This is a genomic window from Mesorhizobium sp. M0659, assembly GCF_040320605.1.
GTDB lineage: Bacteria > Pseudomonadota > Alphaproteobacteria > Rhizobiales > Rhizobiaceae > Mesorhizobium.
This window is the reverse complement of the sequence record NZ_JAMYPY010000016.1, coordinates 60,448-77,497: the sequence shown is the minus strand read 5'-3', so window position 1 is coordinate 77,497 and position 17,050 is coordinate 60,448. Positions and strand designations below refer to the sequence as shown.

Below are 17,050 nucleotides of genomic sequence, written 5' to 3'. Positions count from 1 at the left end.
AGCAAGGGCATGCTGGACAGGATCGCCGAATTCTTCGTCTTCGGTTTTGTGCCGCTGGTTATCGGCGTTCTGGCCGTTCCCGAGCCTTCCGTCGCCGCCGAGAAAACCCTGAAGGGCGAGGTGATATATCGCGAGCGCATCGCGCTGCCGCCCAACGCCGTGCTGTCGGTTCAACTTGCCGATGTATCGCTGGCCGATGCGCCGGCCGCCATTGTCGGCGAGCGCAAGGTAGCGCCGGCCGGCCAGGTGCCGATCAAGTTCGAGATCAGCTTCGATCCAACGGTGATCCGGCCCAACATGACCTATGCGCTGCAGGCGCGCATCACCGCCGACGACAAGCTGCTGTTCCTCACGGACTCGCGCTATCAGGTCGATCCGCTCAGCGAGGCGCCGCAGGCCATTGTGCTGAAAATGGTGGCGCCGAGCGACAAGCCGACCTCGGCCTCGCTGTCCGGCCAGAGCTGGCTAGTCGAATATATCGACGGTATCGGCGTGATTTCGGAGCCGCAGGCGACGTTCCGGGTCAGCGAAGCCGGCAAGGCGGGCGGCAGCGGCCCGTGCAACGCCTATTTCGCCACCGCCAAAGTCGATGGCGAGACCATCGTCATCAGCGACATCGGCTCGACCTACAAGGCCTGCGCGCCGGAGATCATGGCCGAGGAAAAGGCCATGTTCGAGGCGCTCGCCAAGGCGGCGTCATACCGTGTCGATGGCGGCAAGCTGATCATCGCCGACAAAGACGGCCGCGACATTTTGCGATTCAACGCAGCGAGTTGATCACGGGCAGCAACGAAAAAGGCCGGCAATGAGCCGGCCTTTTCGATTCAAAGCTGATGGTCGGCTCAGCCGACGATCTCGGTGTCCGAGAACCAGTACTTGATCTCCTGGGCGGCGGTTTCCGGCGCGTCGGAGCCGTGCACGGAATTCTCGCCGATCGACAGCGCGTGCACCTTGCGGATGGTGCCTTCGGCGGCGTTGGCTGGATTGGTGGCGCCCATCACTTCGCGGTTCCTGGCGATGGCGTTCTCGCCTTCCAGAACCTGCACGATGGTCGGCGCCGACGACATGAATTCCACCAGTTCGCCGAAGAACGGACGATCCTTGTGGACGGCGTAAAAGCCTTCGGCCTCGCGGCGGCTCATCCATACCCGACGTGAGGCAATGACGCGCAGGCCGGCCTCTTCCAGCATCCTGGTGATGGCGCCGGTAAGATTGCGCCGGGTCGCGTCCGGCTTGATCATGGAAAAGGTGCGTTCGATCGCCATTGGTCATCCTTGTGATGAAGAGAGGAATTGGGTGATGAAGAGTGGAATTGGGAGTGGCGGGCTCTATACAAGCCGCCCGGCCCATTGCCAAGGGGACGCCGGCAGCGTTATTCGGCCGCGACCGCCCGCATGGCTGTTCGCAACGCTCTGGTCAAAGGCAAGGCTTTGCGGGAAAATGGCGATTGCGCAGGCACGCACGGTTTCGAAGGGAAATCAGCGGAACGGAAAGACATCGGACCATGTTTGACGGGACGCGCTGGCCCTACCACCACCTCAGGCCGGGCGACATAAAAGGGAGCCTATTGGTTATCGGCATTTTTGCTGCCGTGGGCCTTGTTCTGCTGCTCTTTCTGGGTCGCCGCACAGATACGAACTTCGGCTTCGGCCCCGAATGGCAATGCACGCCGATGCCGAAGGGCGACCCGATCTGCGTCAAGCTGGTCGGCAAAGAAGAGACGAAGTGATGGGCAGCCTTACCGCCTGATCACCACCGGCTGCCGCCGCTGCTCCCAGCCCTCGCGTTCCAGCGTCGGCAGATCATGCTCCTCGCTGGCATAGCCGAGGCAGAAATAGCCGATCAGCGTCCACTCAGGCGGGGTGTCCAGGATTGCGGCCATCTCGGCGGCGTCGAGGATCGACACCCAGCCCATGCCGATGCCTTCCGCCCGCGCCGCCAGCCACAATGTGTGCACCGCCATGATGGCCGAATAGTCGATGGTTGCCGGCATCGTCATGCGGCCGAGCCCATGGCCCTGTTGCGTCGTGCGGTCGGCGAAAACCGCGAACTGGCAGGGCGCTTCATTGAGACCGGCGAGCTTCAGCCGGGCATAGAGAGCGGCGCGCTCGCCCGAAAAGCATGCCAGCGCCTCGGCATTGCAGCGCTCGAAACAGTCTCTCACCGCGCCCCGCCGCTCGGCGCTGTCGACCACCACGAAGCGCCACGGCTGGCTGAGACCGACGGACGGCGCGATGCTGGCAAGCTCCAGCAGCCGCTCCAGCGTACCCTCGGGCAAAGCCGTCCGCTCGAAGCGCCGCACATCCCGGCGCCAGCGCAGCAGCGTGACCAGCCCGGCGCGAAAATCATCGGTGAAATCGGGGGGTGGTGGCATGGCGATCAGGAGACTTGTGTGGGGAATAGGCAGTCGGCAGTAGGCAGTAGGCAGTAGGCAGTACGGCGCTCGGACCCTATTGCCTACTGCCTACTCCCTAAGCTGCTGCCGCCGCCTCCTTCCAGCAATGCGGGCTGAACGGACGGGTCGCGTCGTGTCCGGCGAGTTCATGGAACAGAATGGTCATTGGCGGCTGCGTCCTCGCGGTCTAATTAGGCGCGTGCGGCTGAAGCGGAACTCGTCGGCGGGAAGAAAAGATGAAACAGCATTTCATGATGTTCGCGGCCTACAATCAATGGGCCAATGGCCGCATCTACGATGCCGTCGCCGCACTTGACGAAGAAGAGTTCAACCGCGATGTCGGCGCATTTTTCGGCTCGATGATGGGCACGCTCAACCATCTGCTGGCCACCGACCGCATCTGGATGAAACGCTTCACCGGCGAGGGTGACGCGCCGACGAAGCTCGACGCCATCCTGCACCGGGCGCTGCTTGGCCTCAGGCTGGCGCGTGAGGCCGAGGACAGGCGGATCGTCGACTGGGTCGGCGGTTTGACCGAAAAGGCTTTGTCCGGCCGCTTCTCCTACATGACCGTCTCCGACATGCGCACCGTCTCGCAGCGGCTGGCGCCGGCGCTGGGACACGTCTTCAACCACCAGACCCATCACCGCGGCCAGGCGCATACCATCCTGACCATTCTCGGCCGGCCTTCCGTGTCGCTCGATCTGGCCTTTTTCCAGCGCACCGACGAAGGCCGCGCCTACGCCTGATTTCTTGACCGCGGTTTGCGTTTGAAGACGCCGGAGGCGACATCCCTCGGTGCCTTTGTGCCATCCGTCTGCGACCTGGCCGCCGATACCAGTGAAACGCCTCTGGACGCGACGGACAGCGCCAAAGAATCCCAAGCCGGGTTTTTGAAGCCCGTGGTTTGCACGACGCTGCCCGGTGGCTTGTGCCGCCCTTTGGCGCCGCCCCTTGCTCGGCGGGCCGCTACAACCTGCTCCATTTTTCAGTAGAGTTTCTATTTAATAAACTCAACAAAGTTTAAATATTGAAGCAAAAACATATTTTTTTTTAGAAACCGAGTACACTGATTGAGAACTACAAGGGCCTATGTCGAAAAAAATAAAGAAACTATAAGGAAGACTCGTGCGTAGCTGTGAGTGCATAAGCATATGTCTGCTTTGGTTTGCTGGCATGTTGCAATGCACAAAGCAGAACGGCAACAAGGAGAGTGTCATGGTCAATATCACTCAGAAAATCGCTAGAACACTGGCGGCGGGTGCAATTATCGTTATTTTTGCCGCTCCCGCGAATGCAGGAGGCGGAATTGGCGTCGGTGTCGGCGCATCTATCGGCGGTGCTGGCGGCATCAATGCAGGTGTTGGCGCTTCGATAGGCGGCAGCGGCGGGGTCAAGGCCGGTGCCGGCGCCTCGGTCGGCGGCAGCGGCGGTATCAAGGCGGGTGCTGGCGCAACGGTCGGCGGCAATAGCGGCGTTACTGCGGGCCTCGGCGCCTCAGTCGGCGGTAGCAGCGGCATCAAGGCCGGCGCTGGCGCGACGGTCGGCGGAGCCGGTGGCATCAAGGCCGGTGTTGGGGCCACGGTCGGCGGCAGCGGAGGTATCAATGCCGGTGTCGGCGTCAACGTCGGCAGCGGCATCAACGTCGGTGTCGGCGTCGGCATTGGCGGAACGCCGGGCACGCCCGGTACGCCCGGTACCCCCGGCACTCCAGGAACTCCTGGAACACCAGGCACCCCTGGGACACCCGGTGTCGTCGCCAGCATGTCGAACAGCCAGCTGACACGTATGAAGAAGCGCTGCGTCGATGTGCTCGCCAGCGAGGGCACCTACGACAGCGATCTGCGGCAGCTATGCCTTATGATCTCGCGTCGCTGAGACAGGTTTCGCCGGGAGTGTCGAGCCAGCCGTGAGGCTTTACGGCACTCTCCTACCGCATGGCCCAGACTTCCCGAGGGACATGCGCTGACGAGAAGCCTCCGGCCAGTCGGAAAGCCCGCCGCGCAAGTGGCGGGCTTTTTGTCGCCACTCACAAGGCAACCGATCGCGCCTTTCGATTGCCGGAGCGTTTTATCGTTTAACGGAAACGGTGAAACGCGCTATCCCTTTGTCTTGGTAATTCTCAGGGAAAGCGCCCACGCGCTTCTCCCGGGAAAGCTGCTCACACTTTCCTGGAATTGTTCTGGTTAACCACATTCGAATTGCAGGTAAGATTTTAGGGTTTCATTTGTGTTCCCGCTGCAAAATGGCGAACACAGTGGGAGAAATGGCATGCGGGTCGATCTTTCGCCCACGAGCTTGGGCAGGGTCATAGCAGTCACGGTTGTCGGCACGGCGATCTGTATCGCGGCGGCCTTCCTTGTCGATTCCTACAATTTTCCGTCGCTGTCGCCCGAAGCGTTGCGCTGGGCGCAGCTCACCGACCTGTTGCTGCCGCTCGTGCTGGGTGGATCGTTCTTCTCTTTCCTGATGTACAAGATGCGCCAGCTGGCGATCGCCCAGAAGAATCTGAGCATCGTCGCGGCGACCGACAGCCTGACCGCGGTGTTCAACCGCGGCGCGTTTTCGATGCTGGTCGAGGCCTATCTCGAACAGGCGCGCAGCCAGGCCGTCGTCGATGCCGGCGCCCTGCTGATCGTCGACGCCGATCATTTCAAGACCATCAACGATCGATTGGGCCACGATTGCGGCGATCAGGCGCTCAAGCTGATTGCGCAGACGATCAAGGCCCAGCTGCGCGGCGCCGACATCGTCGGGCGCATCGGCGGCGAGGAGTTCGCCATCTTCCTGCCTGGCGCCGACCCGTCGCAGTCCTGGCTGGTTGCCGAGGGGATCCGGCGGCGCATCCGCGAGGTCGAGTTTGCTCCGGGTGGACGGCCCTGTCCGCTCTCGGTGAGCATAGGCGGCGTCGCCTTCACCGGACCGACCACCTATGCCGACATGTTCCTGACGGCCGACCGGCACCTCTACAAGGCCAAGTCCAACGGCCGCGACCAGGTCAGTTTCGAAACGACCGGGCCGCGCAGCCTGCTGGCCGGTGATCCGACGTTGCATTGAGGGTGAGCCTGCATGGCGTGCGTGGTGTTACAGGAACACCGATCTGACATAGCGTAGCGGGGCGGTTATCTTCCAGGATGTCGATTTCAGCAGGGCCTGGTTCGTTGCAATGAGACTCTGGATTTGTTGGTGTGCGGCCGCGATCTGCAAGCTTAGCTCATCCCGGCTTACGGCAACTTCGCGCAGCTCCCGCTCCGCCTCCTTGAGCAGATCGACATCGGAATCATGCAGGACAGGGGCGTTCTTCGAGAGACTGATATAAAACTCATGCAGGTGTAACTGACCCGGTTCATTCTTGTGAAACGCAAGTTCCCCCGACTTGATGTATCCGAGCGAACGAAGTTTCTTGATCAGAAATCGGAACGAGGCCGGCGTGAACTGCCACGCGTGAGCATCGTAATAGGCCGTGTCTACCTGAACGGCTTCGAACATGCTTTTTGCCTCTTCGTCGCTTTGCAGGAAGGCGACATCGTCAAAGGTCGGCTCGAGCCAGACGGTCTGTTTGGCCTTGGTGCAAACATACGAAACCTGGTCAAACAGAATTCCCGGCGTGTGGCGTTTGCGCTTTTCCGCATGGGCCTGCAGCGTCTGACCGACAGTGGACAGCGGCCGTAGCGCATCGAAGCAAAAGCGCTTGTCTGGTACCGCCAGCACAAGCCGTCCCCCGGGTTTCAGCAGTGTTTCGCAGTCTTGGAGGAAACGAACGATGTCGGTGACATGTTCGATCACATGCGAGGCAAAGATGAAATCGTATCGTTGCTCATAGCCGATGGTCTCGAGCAGAGTGCGGCCGTCCGAGACATAGTCGACCTCTTCGATCTTTGATGCATCGTCGCGATATTTCTCGCGCATGCTGGCGGCGTCGGCATGGTCGACGATTTCGACATTGTAGCCACGGCGCTTTGGCAAAAGAGGATTGTAGCTTGGTCCGATTTCCAGGCCGAAGCCGCTCGGATCGAATAATGAAAACAGCAACTCATTCCTGTTCAGCATATCCCATTCCTGTCGTTATGGAGGTTTGGCGGGTGCCTTGCGGCCGTTTTTCGAACACGACCACGCTGTCGTAGACGGCGATACAGGCTGTCGATCGGGTGAAGGTAGAGACGGGGATCGCGCCTCTTGCGTGTGCCGCGTTTATCTCATCAAGCTTGTCCTTGACGAACTCCATGAAAGTCCCGGCTCGCTTCAGGCCGCCCTCATACTCATCCCAATACGCAGTATGAAGATCCTCGACGAGGTAAACGCCATGAGGGTCGACCTTGTCATACAGCAGCTCAAAGCTCTTCATTACGTGTCGCATGATATGACTTCCGTCATCGATGATGATGTAGAAGGCATCATATCTGTCGATGATCTGGTTGATCAGCGCCGGATCGTCTTGGCTGGCAGTGAATATCTCTATGCCGACTTCGTCATGCGCTGTGCAGATCGGATCGATATCGATGCCAATTACGCGAGCGCCGTGGCCGAAGTAAGCCTTCCACATCTGAAGGGAGCCGCCTCCGGACACGCCTATCTCGAGAAATCGTTGGCGCTCTGTTTCTGAAGCGTTCGAATGGCGCTCGTAGATATCGAAATAATGGAACCACTTATGAAGCCGCTTTCCTCCATTATTGAGAAAGTATCTGTGTAGAAATCCGTCTCCCAGCATCTGAATCGACCCCAATACCAATATCTCGCGAGAGCCGCGCTGCCATGCCCGGCGCGACAACGCAGCCAGACTGGAGACCGGGAGTGGGGAGCAATTACTTGCTGGCCGTCGCGTAGGGAATGCGCCGAAGCCAACTTGCATAGTCGGACAGGCTATTGCCAGACGCCGCTAAATTGCGAGAACCCGGCTTACAAAGCTACGTGTAAATTCCAAAGATGCCAGTTTCGCAACCAAGTGGCTGCCGAGGAAAGGCCGTATCGCCCGCATGATCAGCCATCGCCTGATCCTCATTGTCGGCGTGATCCTGTCGATAAGCGCAAGTGCCGGCATCAGCAGTTCAGCGCTTCCGCACTGGCCTGCAATCCGGTAGGTGCCAGCCGCACTGCGAAAGAAACGCGGCGTTATCAGGTCTCTGGCGTAGTAGCGTCGCAAGGGAACATCGTCAGGAAATGCCACCAGAAGTTTGTCTGCGTAGATTAGAGCCGACCTAGCCATTCTTGCGCTGTATGACGCGGAGTCACCATGAATGCGCCACGCGGACAAGGCCTCTCTCAGAAACCTGTTGGTGTAGCCCGCCCTGAACAGCCGCAGAAAAAGATCGTCGTCCTCGTAGCCGGAAAGCCGCTCGTCAAATCCACCTACCGCCTCGAACGCTTCGCGAGAGATGAGGGAGGCAGACGGGAGGACATACATGTTCTGGGACAGGCAGTTGAAGATCGTCCGTTTCGGATGTTCTGAACCAAGTCGCTTGAGCATCTGCCGAACCACTAAATTTCCATCCCGATCGTATTCGTCAAGGTCACTGTAGACCCATCCGAATGGACCTACCTGAGGCTCAGGCCCTGCCGCAGCTTCCAAAGTCTCGAGATGCTTTGGGTACCACCAGTCGTCTTGGTCAAGAAAAGCGATCAGGTCGCTTTTGGAGTTGCGGACGCCCATATTGCGGGCCGACGATTGACCGCCGTTCTCTTTCGTCAGGACACATACCCGGTTGTCGCCCCGGGCAACTTCGCGAGCGACTTCAGCACCACCGTCGGTGGAACCATCGTCGACAATGATTACCTCATCTGGCGGACGAGTTTGCTCGAGCACGCTTTTCAGCGACGCTCCAATGAAATTTCGACCATTGTAGAGCGGTATGCAGGCAACGATCGATCGTTTCATCTAATAAAACCTTCACGGTGGCCAAGAACCGAATAACTCAAGCATTTAGGGTTTCATATCGAGGAAGTAAGCTTGTAAGATCGATCCTAAGGTTTTCGACATCCGGAATGAGGTTTGGCGGTACTTTCACCGATAAATCATTCTCTTCGAATGCCCGAAGAACAGAGAGAGCACGACGGTTCTGGCCTGCATATTTTAACGAAAGCGCTTCGTGATACTTCGCCCGCCAGATTAAATCGGCTTCGACGCCCGCTACCGAGGAATCGATTGACAGCTTTTTCCGGCACAGCAGATGTGCCGCACAGAGATGCTCGGCCGCGTGCAGGTAGTCGCCCTTGTGGATGAGCAGCAGCATTCCGCGATAGTAGGTCGAAGCCGCTATGCAAAGCGGCCACCGGTCGGCAAACTCCGCCAACGTGTTTATGTCATCCAGTCTGGGCCGCGCATCAGCAAGAATTGAAGCGAAGCTCTTTTCCGCCAGTTCGTACTTGCCGTGATCGATGGCCCCGCGAAAAAGGCGATAGCGCAAGCCGATTGCCAACGAAGAACCAGGAGTGGCGCGCGAAACCGCATTCTCCAGATACCAAAGGATCTTACTCTGCCAACTTTCGGTGGGTTGGAATTCGATCGGTTTGCGCGATGCATAGAACAAGGTGCTGTCTGCGCTTTTGTCGACGGATACGAATGGCAATCCCGCTTCATCGAACAGCCGTGTCAGCGCTTCAGCGCTAAAGAGGATCGTGTGAGCTCCAGGTGACAGCAGAGCCAGAAGGGTGGATTGTTCAGTGGCAGGATTGATCCGCTCGGGATTGGGCGTGGTCAGGACAATCACCCCGTCCTCGGCCAAATACGATTTAAGGATTGCCAGAAAGCCGGTCACATCGTTAATGTGCTCGATTACCTCCGAGCAATGCACCACATCGTACAGATATTGTGGATTGGCGTTCAGCGGCGCAAAATCGCGGACGATATCGAGGCCGAGTTGATCCCGCCCCGCGCCACCATACTGTGAAGGCTCGAAGCCCTTGGCCTCCCAGCCGGCGATGGTGCGAACGGCATCCAGGGCAAAGCCGAAACCGCAACCGATATCGACGACTCTGCCGACTCGACCTTCTGGAACGACCCTGAGAATGTTCCGCGCGACAGTGTCGATGGAGGCGTTCATTTCAACGTAGTTGCGGATACCCAACGGGTTGGTGTGTTCCGTATAGTCGATTGATGGGAACGGGTGATAAATCAGCGACGCACATTGATCGCATCGGTAGAGCGACATCGTGCCGGCGCTCAGAACTTTTGCCTTGGCATTGGCGCCACCACACGCTGGGCAAACGAATTCCGCCGGGGCCGGTGGGCAGTCGAAGTTTATGAATCCCCTCTCTGGCATCGTTGTGATCAGTGCTTCGGATAGGCTTTGCTGTGGTCCATGGAATCGCTGCGCTGGAGCGGCCAGGAAACCGCACCATCCGGAAGATCGAAAGTCTTGCGCGCCAGGACATAGGACGCCGCCATTCCATCGTGGAGCGCAAATTCGAGCATGGGACCTTCCCGGAACGCCGGGTGCACATACATTTTGACCGGCGTCGTCATTCCGACTTCGAGGATCTCGAAGCCCATCTCGGGTGCGAACAGGACTTTCAAGCCTTCGCTCGAAATCCGCCAGAAATCGTTGGGCATTTCATGGACTGGAAAGGCTTGAGGCACCGAGTGCAGGGTCAGGCCTCCGACCTTCAGCACCCTGTTGATTTGCGCCGCCAGCAGCCACGGACAACTAAGATGCTCCATCACCGCATAAGAGAATATTCCGTCTATTGAGCCGGGCTCGAAATGCTCACCCAGGAAATGTGCGTCTGCCACAACGTCGACGCCTGGCGCTTCATGAATGTCGACACCGATGAACTTGCACTCGGGCTGGAACTGCCCTGCCTGTAGCGAAGATGACGGCCCCACGACACGCGCACCGATTTCCACGACGACACCACCGGTCCTCTTCATCTCATCGGCAAAGCGCCGTTGCGTGAACATCGGCTCGGGAAGGACAGTATTGACAGGATGATTGGCCGAAAGTGCGGAGATTTCGAATTCCGCCGAGCCATCGACGGTCTCAATTTCCAAAACCACCGGCCGGAAGGGACTGCAGGCCAAGTAGGCCGAGAAGCCGCATTTCATTGAATGCAGTGATGGGAAGAAGGTCGCCAAGTCTGATCGGTCGTGGAAGTCCGAAACCTCTACCCGAAAATCCCCGCTCTTCAGCCGCATCGCCGTGATCGGGACGTCCCAAGCATGGGCCCAGCCTTTTACGAACACGCCATACGTATCGCACCACAGATTGTCGATCAAATGGACAAATTTTTCGGCATGCGGTGCTTCGGCATGCGGTGGCTCCGCAGACGATTCTTCGGGAGGCGGTGCTTCGGAAGGTGGCGCTTCGGGAGGCGGTGCCGCAAAACTCAGCGAATTGGTCGTGTCGAGGTCAGGCTGTTTTCGAAAAGCAAAAAGCTGTCGAAAACCGGGTCGACCGGCTGCTGTGAACAGAGAGCCAAGATTGGCTCTATTCAAAAGGCTGCCTAGTCGGTACGTCAATATACCTTGTGTATTCTGCAACGCCCCACCCATTCCTATGCTGATATAGTTGTTGGTTTCTGCTAAATAACGTGTTCAGCGCACAGGTCGCTTGATCGTCCTCCCGGTTCACCAAGGCACGTTAGCCATCAAAGCTTGATCGCACAATATGCTCTGAGAGTTATGTACATCAAGAATTGATCTACGTGGGGTGCGAGTTTTCGTAACGCAAAAATTGAAAATTGCGCCCAAGTTTTGGTGCAGCGGCGGCCAACATATTTGTTTCCGTGGCGCAGGTAAAACTATCGCTTCTGAGAACGACTTCGCGATAACCACGATGTTACACGAAAGCGGTGGAGAATATCGTTATACAAACGAAATCTCGATTTTTCTGGCGATAAGCAGCCGTCAGCCGCCGTCAGCAATCCGTTCATCTCTTAGCATTAATCTCTGGCGAGCTGATCTTCGGCCCAACGAGGGCAGGGTGCCTCAAGGCGGTGCCGGTCATAGGAGATGGATTGGCTGGCAGCGCACCGCGTCCATCGTGTCGACCAGATCCTGACCAAATCGGCGTCGTTCCTGCCGGTCTTCGCGCTCGATTTTCGACCCCCGCCATACTGATCTTCACATTGGTCTATCAGTGGCAGTCGCTGTTCATCCATTCGACACGCGTATCAGGGTCGGGCCGTTGAAATGGCTGCTGGCGTCACCGCAATTTCATCACTGGCATCATGCCAATGAGCGCGAAGCCTGGGACAAGAATTTCGCCGGGCAGCTGCCTTTGCTCGACATGCTGGGAGGCACATTGTTCATGCCCGACAGGATGCCGCAGAAATACGGCACCGATGACCCGGTTCCCTCGCTCTATCATCAGCAGCTTGCCTATCCCTTTGTCGGCGATCAACTCTTTGTCGGCAACACCGAACAGACCGCCCCGCCGGCAAGGCTGGCAGAGGCCTCGCCGACGTCTGCCGGCAAGTCCGAGTGATTCTTTTTGCTGGGCAGGCCTGGTCCTCAGACGGCGTAGCCGCCATAACCGTGTGCGACCGGCTTGACCGAGACGGCCGGCTGGACCGCGGGCCAGAGGATGCCTGCCGTGACTGCAAAGGTGATCAGGGCATCGCGTGCGGCCTCGGTCGAGATTTCGCCGGCGCGCGCCGCCTCGCAGGCCCTCACGGCCGCGCCATAGCTCAGGCGCCGGCGTGATGGCGGAAATTCGGTCAGGAAATCATGCATGTCGAACAGCGAGGCGAGCATGCGTTTGTGGCCGGCGCCAACGCTAACGGCAACCGGGGTGAAGAACATCGCGTCGTGCATTCTGGCCTCTCTGGATGGGCGGAAGGGCGGCGGCCGCCGCCCTCCGATCGCGGGTTGGACGCCAGAAAACGCGGCTGGCGGCCCGAGGTTCCCTGAGAGATGCCATGACAGGACGATTTGCTCTTGAGGTAGCTCCCTGCCGGCATTCGCGGTTGCGGCTATTTCCACATGCCGCGCATGCGGGCGCCGAGGTCGACGCGGACTTCAGGTCTGTGGCGCGGATCGTCCTTGGCGTGGACGCTCGCCCAAGAGGTCTGCTCGAAGGCGCCGAGGATCGAGGCTGGGATGAAACGGGTTCGCGAGGCATAGACGTGGCGGTCGCCGCGCGCTGCCTGGCCGTGAGTGAAGAAGCGCTGCGGCGTCACCAGATGCAGGCCGTCCTTGGCCCGCGTCATCGCGACGTAAAGCAGCCGGCGCTCTTCCTCGATGTCTTCCTTGGTGCCGACGCCGAGATCGGCCGGGATGCAGCCATCGACGGTGTTGAGCACGAAGACGTTCTTCCATTCCTGGCCCTTGGCCGAATGAATGGTCGACAGGATCAGATAGTCCTCGTCGCGGTGCGGCGGCCCGGCCTGGTCGCTGGTCGCATCCGGTGGATCCAGCGTCAGCTCGGTCAGGAAGCGCTCGCGCGAAGCATAGCCTGAACCGATCTGCTCGAGCTGCATGAGGTCGGCCCGCCGCGTCGTCGCATCCTCGTGCATGCGCTCGAGATGCGGCTCGTACCACAGCCTGACCTGTTCGAGATCGGCCGGCCATTTCCCCGACCGGGCGCGCAGGCCGGAATAAAGCGCAACGAAGGCTGGCCAGTCCTCAGCCGCGCGTTGCGGCGGCCGGTAGCGGGCCAGCCCCATTTCCTCGTCGAGCGATGTCGCCATGGTCTCGACGATGGTGCTCGCCGCCGAAGGGCCGATGCCGGGCAGCAGCTGCAGGACGCGGAAGCCGGCGACGCGGTCGCGCGGGTTCTCGGCAAAACGCAGCACCGAAAGCACGTCCTTGACATGGGCGGCGTCGAGGAATTTGAGCCCGCCGAACTTGACGAAGGGGATGTTGCGGCGCGTCAATTCGATCTCCAGCGGGCCGCTGTGGTGCGAGGCGCGAAACAACACCGCCTGCGATTTCAGCACCGTGCCGGCCTCGCGCTCGGCCAGGATGGCCTGGCAGACATAGTTCGCCTGCTCCGCCTCGTCGCGCACGCTGACCAGTTTCGGCCTTTGCGAGGATTTGCGCTGCGACCAGAGGTTCTTGGTGAAGCGCTCCGATGCCTCCGAGATGACCGCATTGGCTGCCGCCAAAATGGTCTCGGTCGAGCGGTAGTTGCGCTCCAGCATGATGACATCGGCGGCTCGCGCGAATTGTTGCGGGAAATCGAGAATGTTGCGCACTTCCGCGGCGCGAAACGAATAGATCGACTGCGCGTCGTCGCCCACCACTGTCAGTCCGGCGCCGTCCGGCTTCAGCGCCGAAAGGATCGAGGCCTGCAGCCGGTTGGTGTCCTGGTATTCGTCGACCAGCACATGGTCGAAACGCGAGCCCAGATGCGCCGCGATCTCCGGCTCGGCGGCCATTTGCGCCCAGTAGAGCAGGAGGTCGTCGTAATCGAGCACGTTCTGCGCCTGCTTGGCCTCGACATATCGGGCGAACAGAGCCTTCAGTTGTTCGGCCCAGCCGGCACACCACGGAAAGGCCGAACCCAGCACCTCGCCAAGCGGCGCCTGCGCGTTGACAGCGCGCGAATAGATCGCCAGGCAGGTGCCCTTGGTCGGAAACCGGCTTTCGGTCTTCGAGAATCCAAGTTCATGCCGGGCAAGATTCATCAGGTCGGCGGAATCCTCGCGGTCGTGAATGGTAAAGGCCGGGTCGAGGCCGATCGTCAGCGCATAGTCGCGCAGCAGCCTGGCGCCGATGCCGTGAAACGTACCGGCCCAGGCCAGCGCGTCGGCGATGACGGACGCGTCTCGGCCCAGGACCTCGCCGGCGATGCGTTCGACCCGCCTGGCCATTTCGGTGGCGGCGCGGCGCGAGAATGTCATAAGCAGAATGCGTCTGGGATCAGCCCCCTTGACGATCAGATGCGCAACCCGGTGGGCGAGCGTGTTGGTCTTGCCGGAGCCGGCGCCGGCGATCACCAGCAGCGGCCCGGCGATCTGGCCGTCGCCATGTTCGACGGCGAGCCGCTGCTCGGCGTTGAGCTTCGCCAGATAGGCGGGCCGCAAGGACGAATCATTGATGGCGATGGTCATCGCCTATCAAGCATCGTTTCCGCTTTGTTCGCAACGGGCGGAAGTCGCCCTTACCGCCGTGGCGCGACACCCGTTGCCGCCGACTGGCGCCGCAAGGCGGCGCGTTCGTCGCCAGGCACCGGCAACGGATCGAAATTGTCAGGCACGTCCTTGATGATCTCCTTGGCGATGCGATAGGTCGCGTAAGCGAAAAGGCCGGTTATGAGCAGACGGATCATGGCGCGATCTCCTTTAGGCAACCAACCTCAGAGCCGCCGTTTGGTTCCAGCCGACGCGGTGTCGTTTGCGAGCGTGCAACCAAAGCTGAATCCTCTCGTTGCCTTCACGAGGGGAGGGCAAACGAAGGAGGTTGCCATGAAGAAGCTCCCTGTTCTGTTGGCCGTCGGCTTGGCGCTCGCCGCCTGCGACAACAATATCCAGCCGACCAAAGCACCCTTGCTCGACCATGCCCCGCAGTCGGATTCGGCGCCAAAGCCGGCGGCCGGCGGCGATCAGCCCGCGCAATGATCGTTTTAGCGGGACGACAAGGCTGAAGGTAGCCTTCGGGAGAAGAAGGCCGGCGCCGCTTGGGAGGTGAGCTGATAGCGCCGGCCAGGCGGATATCAGGTCCGCCGCAACAACCGAAGATAGCTGAGTCTCTCGCCTGCGTCATGAGGTGGGCCGCATCGACCTGCTTCATGACGGCGCTTCTGCACAAAACAACTTCGATGTCAGATGGCGTGCGGAACGAAACTCGACGGGAGGACCTCAGGCAATGGCCTTGCGCAGCACCGGGCCGCCGGCAATCCCGGCGTCCAGCTGGCACTGCGTCAGCGCCGCCTCGGCCATTATCCACTGCTTGAACAGTTCCACCTTGCGCGTGTAGGGCGCGGTGACCGGGCAGACGAAATACCAGCCGGCGGTGTTGGGGTGATGCACGGCAAACGGCGCCACCAGTCTCTCTGCGCGGATCTCGCTCGCCATATAGGCGCGGTTGGCGACTGCAAAGCCCATGCCGGCATTGGCCGCCTCATAGGACATCATGCAGGAATCGAAATAGATGCTCTTGGTCTCGCCGAGCACGGAACTCGCGCCGGCAAAACCCAGCCACGACTGCCAGTTCTGCGTGCAGGTGTCGGAATGCAGCAGCGTGAAATGCCTGAGGTCGTCGGGCGTCACCTGTGACGGCGGCGTGTCGCCGAGAACCTCGTGGAACAGCTTCCTGCTGCACACCGGCGTCAAATCCTCCTTGAACAGCAGGTCCGCTTTGAGGTCGGGAAAGCTGCCGTCGCCATAGCGGATCTCGAGGTCGAACTCGGAGGTGGCGAACTCATTGGTGGCGTAGGAGGTCGAGACCCGCATTTCGATTTCGGGATATTGCCGCTGGAACAGCGGCAGGCGGGCAAACAGCCAGCGCGCTGCGAACGTCGGCAGTACCGAAATCTTCAGCACATGCGCCTGCGACTGTCCGGTCGCCTCCATGCTGGCCGCCACGATGCGCTCCAGCGCCTCGCGAACGCGCGACACATAGGTCTCGCCTTCGGGTGTCAGCGACACCGCATTGCCGCCGCGCTGGAAGATCTTGAAGCGCAGCTGGTCCTCGAGGCTTTTGACGCGCTGGCTGACGGCGGAAGCAGTAATAAACTGCTCTTCGCCCGCGCGCGTGAAGTTACGGTGCCGGGCGGCACTTTCGACAATCTTCAGCGAATTGAGGTTGACCTGACTGAGCAGACGCACGCGTTTCGACCTTAAGCTGGGCTTACACTAGCACCAGCATTCCTAATTTTACAGGGGTGGGGAAATTAATCGACAGTTTACCAAGTGATGCCCCCATCCTGGAGAAGTAGAATGAACGCCCATACCATACCTGAACTGCGCTACGCGATGAGCCGAGAAGCCATTATCGGCCATGAGACGGCCTGGAAAGTGTCGGGTTTCGGCGTTGCGCAGTATCTGCATGGCTACGACCCGGCGCTGCTGGCGGCGATCGAAGAGGCGGCGTTGAAGCTCAAGGCCAGCCACGCCGTGCACAAGCACCTCGACCTTACCTTCATCACCGGCGCCGACCGTTTTATCCCGGAGATCAAGGAACTGCTGCATGACAAGCTGCGCCTGGAACGTCTGTCCGACATGATGGGCACCAAGCTCGAGCCCTATCCGCTGTCGATCGTCGGCTCGACCGTCACTTTCATGAATCCCAAGGACGGCGCCGTCGATTGGCATTGCGACGGTGTCCCGGTCACCGAACTCATTCCGCTGTCGATCAGCAATCCGCTGGTCGGCGGCCATCTCGAAATCTACTGCGACGATTCCGAGACCGGCCGCGCCATCCTTGAATCCGGCCGCGAGATTCCGCGCAACCAGGTCATGCGCATCGACCACAAGATGAACTACGCCACGCTCGGCCAGTTTCTCGGTGTGCTGCACCGCACCGCGCCGATACAGCTCGGCTCGCGCGTCACGCTGGTCCTCAACCAGCGCTCTGTGGCCAAGCCCTACGTCGACGACAATCGCATGTTCTATCTCGCAGCCGACAATGATCACGATCGCGAATGGGTCAACGAACTGGCCGAAGACGTCTGGACGAACCAGCTGCCGGCCTATCGCCGCTTCGAGGAAGAACGTCGGGTTGCGGCGGCGGCCGATGCGCCGGTCCCGGGCGGGTCAAGGGATTCATGGTAGCCAGAG

Annotated in this window: 19 protein-coding genes; 8 read left to right on the top strand and 11 right to left on the bottom strand. The window is 60.0% G+C overall.

Annotated elements, in window-relative coordinates:
* Positions 1 to 9: 9 nt before the first annotated feature.
* On the top strand, positions 10 to 777 hold the full coding sequence (locus NKI31_RS23265; protein WP_352652625.1) for a YbaY family lipoprotein: 768 nt from the start codon (positions 10 to 12) through the stop codon (positions 775 to 777).
* Positions 778 to 842: 65 nt separating this feature from the next.
* On the opposite strand, the gene ndk is transcribed toward NKI31_RS23265, so the two are convergent.
* On the bottom strand, positions 843 to 1,265 hold the full coding sequence (ndk, locus tag NKI31_RS23260) for a nucleoside-diphosphate kinase (protein ID WP_192259008.1): 423 nt from the start codon (positions 1,263 to 1,265) through the stop codon (positions 843 to 845).
* Between the two features lie 239 nt (positions 1,266 to 1,504).
* Here ndk and NKI31_RS23255 point away from each other — a divergent pair, with 239 nt between their 5' ends.
* On the top strand, positions 1,505 to 1,729 hold the full coding sequence (locus tag NKI31_RS23255; protein WP_023747895.1) for a hypothetical protein: 225 nt from the start codon (positions 1,505 to 1,507) through the stop codon (positions 1,727 to 1,729).
* Positions 1,730 to 1,738: 9 nt separating this feature from the next.
* On the opposite strand, the gene bluB is transcribed toward NKI31_RS23255, so the two are convergent.
* Complete coding sequence (gene bluB / locus NKI31_RS23250) at positions 1,739 to 2,374, bottom strand: 5,6-dimethylbenzimidazole synthase (protein WP_352652624.1); 636 nt, start codon at positions 2,372 to 2,374, stop codon at positions 1,739 to 1,741.
* Positions 2,375 to 2,631: 257 nt separating this feature from the next.
* On the opposite strand from bluB, the gene NKI31_RS23245 reads away from it, so the two are divergent.
* The 3 genes from NKI31_RS23245 (at position 2,632) to NKI31_RS23235 (ending at position 5,452) form a co-directional block, all read left to right on the top strand.
* Positions 2,632 to 3,144, top strand: a complete 513-nt coding sequence (locus NKI31_RS23245) for a DinB family protein (protein ID WP_023738632.1) — start codon at positions 2,632 to 2,634, stop codon at positions 3,142 to 3,144.
* Positions 3,145 to 3,613: 469 nt separating this feature from the next.
* Positions 3,614 to 4,273, top strand: coding sequence for a hypothetical protein (locus NKI31_RS23240; protein WP_023684735.1), 660 nt, complete (start codon positions 3,614 to 3,616; stop codon positions 4,271 to 4,273).
* Positions 4,274 to 4,666: 393 nt separating this feature from the next.
* On the top strand, positions 4,667 to 5,452 hold the full coding sequence (locus NKI31_RS23235; protein WP_352652623.1) for a GGDEF domain-containing protein: 786 nt from the start codon (positions 4,667 to 4,669) through the stop codon (positions 5,450 to 5,452).
* Between the two features lie 27 nt (positions 5,453 to 5,479).
* Here the strand turns inward: NKI31_RS23235 and NKI31_RS23230 are convergent, their stop codons facing one another.
* The 5 genes from NKI31_RS23230 to NKI31_RS23210 all read right to left on the bottom strand — a co-directional run bounded on the left by NKI31_RS23230 (position 5,480) and on the right by NKI31_RS23210 (position 10,868).
* The gene (locus NKI31_RS23230; RefSeq protein WP_352652622.1) at positions 5,480 to 6,445 is read right to left on the bottom strand and encodes a class I SAM-dependent methyltransferase; all 966 of its coding nucleotides are present in this window, start codon (positions 6,443 to 6,445) and stop codon (positions 5,480 to 5,482) included.
* Positions 6,429 to 7,103, bottom strand: a complete 675-nt coding sequence (locus NKI31_RS23225; protein WP_352652621.1) for a class I SAM-dependent methyltransferase — start codon at positions 7,101 to 7,103, stop codon at positions 6,429 to 6,431. Before NKI31_RS23225 ends, NKI31_RS23230 begins: the two co-directional genes overlap by 17 nt.
* A 168-nt stretch (positions 7,104 to 7,271) precedes the next feature.
* Positions 7,272 to 8,267, bottom strand: a complete 996-nt coding sequence (locus tag NKI31_RS23220; protein ID WP_023738638.1) for a glycosyltransferase family 2 protein — start codon at positions 8,265 to 8,267, stop codon at positions 7,272 to 7,274.
* 37 nt (positions 8,268 to 8,304) lie between these two features.
* Positions 8,305 to 9,651 (bottom strand): class I SAM-dependent methyltransferase, encoded by a 1,347-nt coding sequence (locus tag NKI31_RS23215; protein WP_352652620.1) that lies wholly within the window; start codon positions 9,649 to 9,651, stop codon positions 8,305 to 8,307.
* A gap of 8 nt (positions 9,652 to 9,659) precedes the next feature.
* Positions 9,660 to 10,868 (bottom strand): methyltransferase domain-containing protein, encoded by a 1,209-nt coding sequence (locus NKI31_RS23210; RefSeq protein ID WP_155924227.1) that lies wholly within the window; start codon positions 10,866 to 10,868, stop codon positions 9,660 to 9,662.
* A 598-nt stretch (positions 10,869 to 11,466) separates the two neighbouring features.
* Here NKI31_RS23210 and NKI31_RS23205 point away from each other — a divergent pair.
* Complete coding sequence (locus NKI31_RS23205) at positions 11,467 to 11,814, top strand: sterol desaturase family protein (RefSeq protein WP_245274451.1); 348 nt, start codon at positions 11,467 to 11,469, stop codon at positions 11,812 to 11,814.
* Between the two features lie 26 nt (positions 11,815 to 11,840).
* On the opposite strand, the gene NKI31_RS23200 is transcribed toward NKI31_RS23205, so the two are convergent.
* The 3 genes from NKI31_RS23200 to NKI31_RS23190 all read right to left on the bottom strand — a co-directional run bounded on the left by NKI31_RS23200 (position 11,841) and on the right by NKI31_RS23190 (position 14,601).
* On the bottom strand, positions 11,841 to 12,143 hold the full coding sequence (locus tag NKI31_RS23200; RefSeq protein ID WP_023684743.1) for a DUF982 domain-containing protein: 303 nt from the start codon (positions 12,141 to 12,143) through the stop codon (positions 11,841 to 11,843).
* A 158-nt stretch (positions 12,144 to 12,301) separates the two neighbouring features.
* Positions 12,302 to 14,383 carry an ATP-dependent helicase gene (locus NKI31_RS23195; RefSeq protein WP_352652619.1) on the bottom strand — a complete coding sequence of 694 codons (2,082 nt, stop codon included), beginning with the start codon at positions 14,381 to 14,383 and terminating at the stop codon, positions 12,302 to 12,304.
* Between the two features lie 50 nt (positions 14,384 to 14,433).
* On the bottom strand, positions 14,434 to 14,601 hold the full coding sequence (locus tag NKI31_RS23190; protein WP_023684745.1) for a hypothetical protein: 168 nt from the start codon (positions 14,599 to 14,601) through the stop codon (positions 14,434 to 14,436).
* Between the two features lie 136 nt (positions 14,602 to 14,737).
* Here NKI31_RS23190 and NKI31_RS23185 point away from each other — a divergent pair, with 136 nt between their 5' ends.
* Positions 14,738 to 14,890: a hypothetical protein gene (locus NKI31_RS23185; RefSeq protein ID WP_023684746.1), complete on the top strand. Its 153-nt coding sequence runs from the start codon at positions 14,738 to 14,740 to the stop codon at positions 14,888 to 14,890.
* Positions 14,891 to 15,130: 240 nt separating this feature from the next.
* Here the strand turns inward: NKI31_RS23185 and NKI31_RS23180 are convergent, their stop codons facing one another.
* Complete coding sequence (locus NKI31_RS23180) at positions 15,131 to 16,099, bottom strand: LysR substrate-binding domain-containing protein (protein ID WP_023743821.1); 969 nt, start codon at positions 16,097 to 16,099, stop codon at positions 15,131 to 15,133.
* A gap of 111 nt (positions 16,100 to 16,210) precedes the next feature.
* Between NKI31_RS23180 and NKI31_RS23175 the strand changes: the two genes are divergently transcribed.
* Complete coding sequence (locus NKI31_RS23175) at positions 16,211 to 17,044, top strand: hypothetical protein (protein ID WP_352652618.1); 834 nt, start codon at positions 16,211 to 16,213, stop codon at positions 17,042 to 17,044.
* Positions 17,045 to 17,050 lie beyond the last annotated feature (6 nt).

Bases quoted from the DNA above. Each gene is read 5' to 3' on its own strand.
- NKI31_RS23265 (WP_352652625.1), top strand. From the start codon at position 10: ATGCTGGACAGGATCGCCGAATTCTTCGTCTTCGGTTTTGTGCCGCTG.
- ndk (WP_192259008.1), bottom strand. From the start codon at position 1,265: ATGGCGATCGAACGCACCTTTTCCATGATCAAGCCGGACGCGACCCGG.
- NKI31_RS23255 (WP_023747895.1), top strand. From the start codon at position 1,505: ATGTTTGACGGGACGCGCTGGCCCTACCACCACCTCAGGCCGGGCGAC.
- bluB (WP_352652624.1), bottom strand. From the start codon at position 2,374: ATGCCACCACCCCCCGATTTCACCGATGATTTTCGCGCCGGGCTGGTC.
- NKI31_RS23245 (WP_023738632.1), top strand. From the start codon at position 2,632: ATGAAACAGCATTTCATGATGTTCGCGGCCTACAATCAATGGGCCAAT.
- NKI31_RS23240 (WP_023684735.1), top strand. From the start codon at position 3,614: ATGGTCAATATCACTCAGAAAATCGCTAGAACACTGGCGGCGGGTGCA.
- NKI31_RS23235 (WP_352652623.1), top strand. From the start codon at position 4,667: ATGCGGGTCGATCTTTCGCCCACGAGCTTGGGCAGGGTCATAGCAGTC.
- NKI31_RS23230 (WP_352652622.1), bottom strand. From the start codon at position 6,445: ATGCTGAACAGGAATGAGTTGCTGTTTTCATTATTCGATCCGAGCGGC.
- NKI31_RS23225 (WP_352652621.1), bottom strand. From the start codon at position 7,103: ATGCTGGGAGACGGATTTCTACACAGATACTTTCTCAATAATGGAGGA.
- NKI31_RS23220 (WP_023738638.1), bottom strand. From the start codon at position 8,267: ATGAAACGATCGATCGTTGCCTGCATACCGCTCTACAATGGTCGAAAT.
- NKI31_RS23215 (WP_352652620.1), bottom strand. From the start codon at position 9,651: ATGCCAGAGAGGGGATTCATAAACTTCGACTGCCCACCGGCCCCGGCG.
- NKI31_RS23200 (WP_023684743.1), bottom strand. From the start codon at position 12,143: ATGCACGACGCGATGTTCTTCACCCCGGTTGCCGTTAGCGTTGGCGCC.
- NKI31_RS23195 (WP_352652619.1), bottom strand. From the start codon at position 14,383: ATGACCATCGCCATCAATGATTCGTCCTTGCGGCCCGCCTATCTGGCG.
- NKI31_RS23190 (WP_023684745.1), bottom strand. From the start codon at position 14,601: ATGATCCGTCTGCTCATAACCGGCCTTTTCGCTTACGCGACCTATCGC.
- NKI31_RS23185 (WP_023684746.1), top strand. From the start codon at position 14,738: ATGAAGAAGCTCCCTGTTCTGTTGGCCGTCGGCTTGGCGCTCGCCGCC.
- NKI31_RS23175 (WP_352652618.1), top strand. From the start codon at position 16,211: ATGAACGCCCATACCATACCTGAACTGCGCTACGCGATGAGCCGAGAA.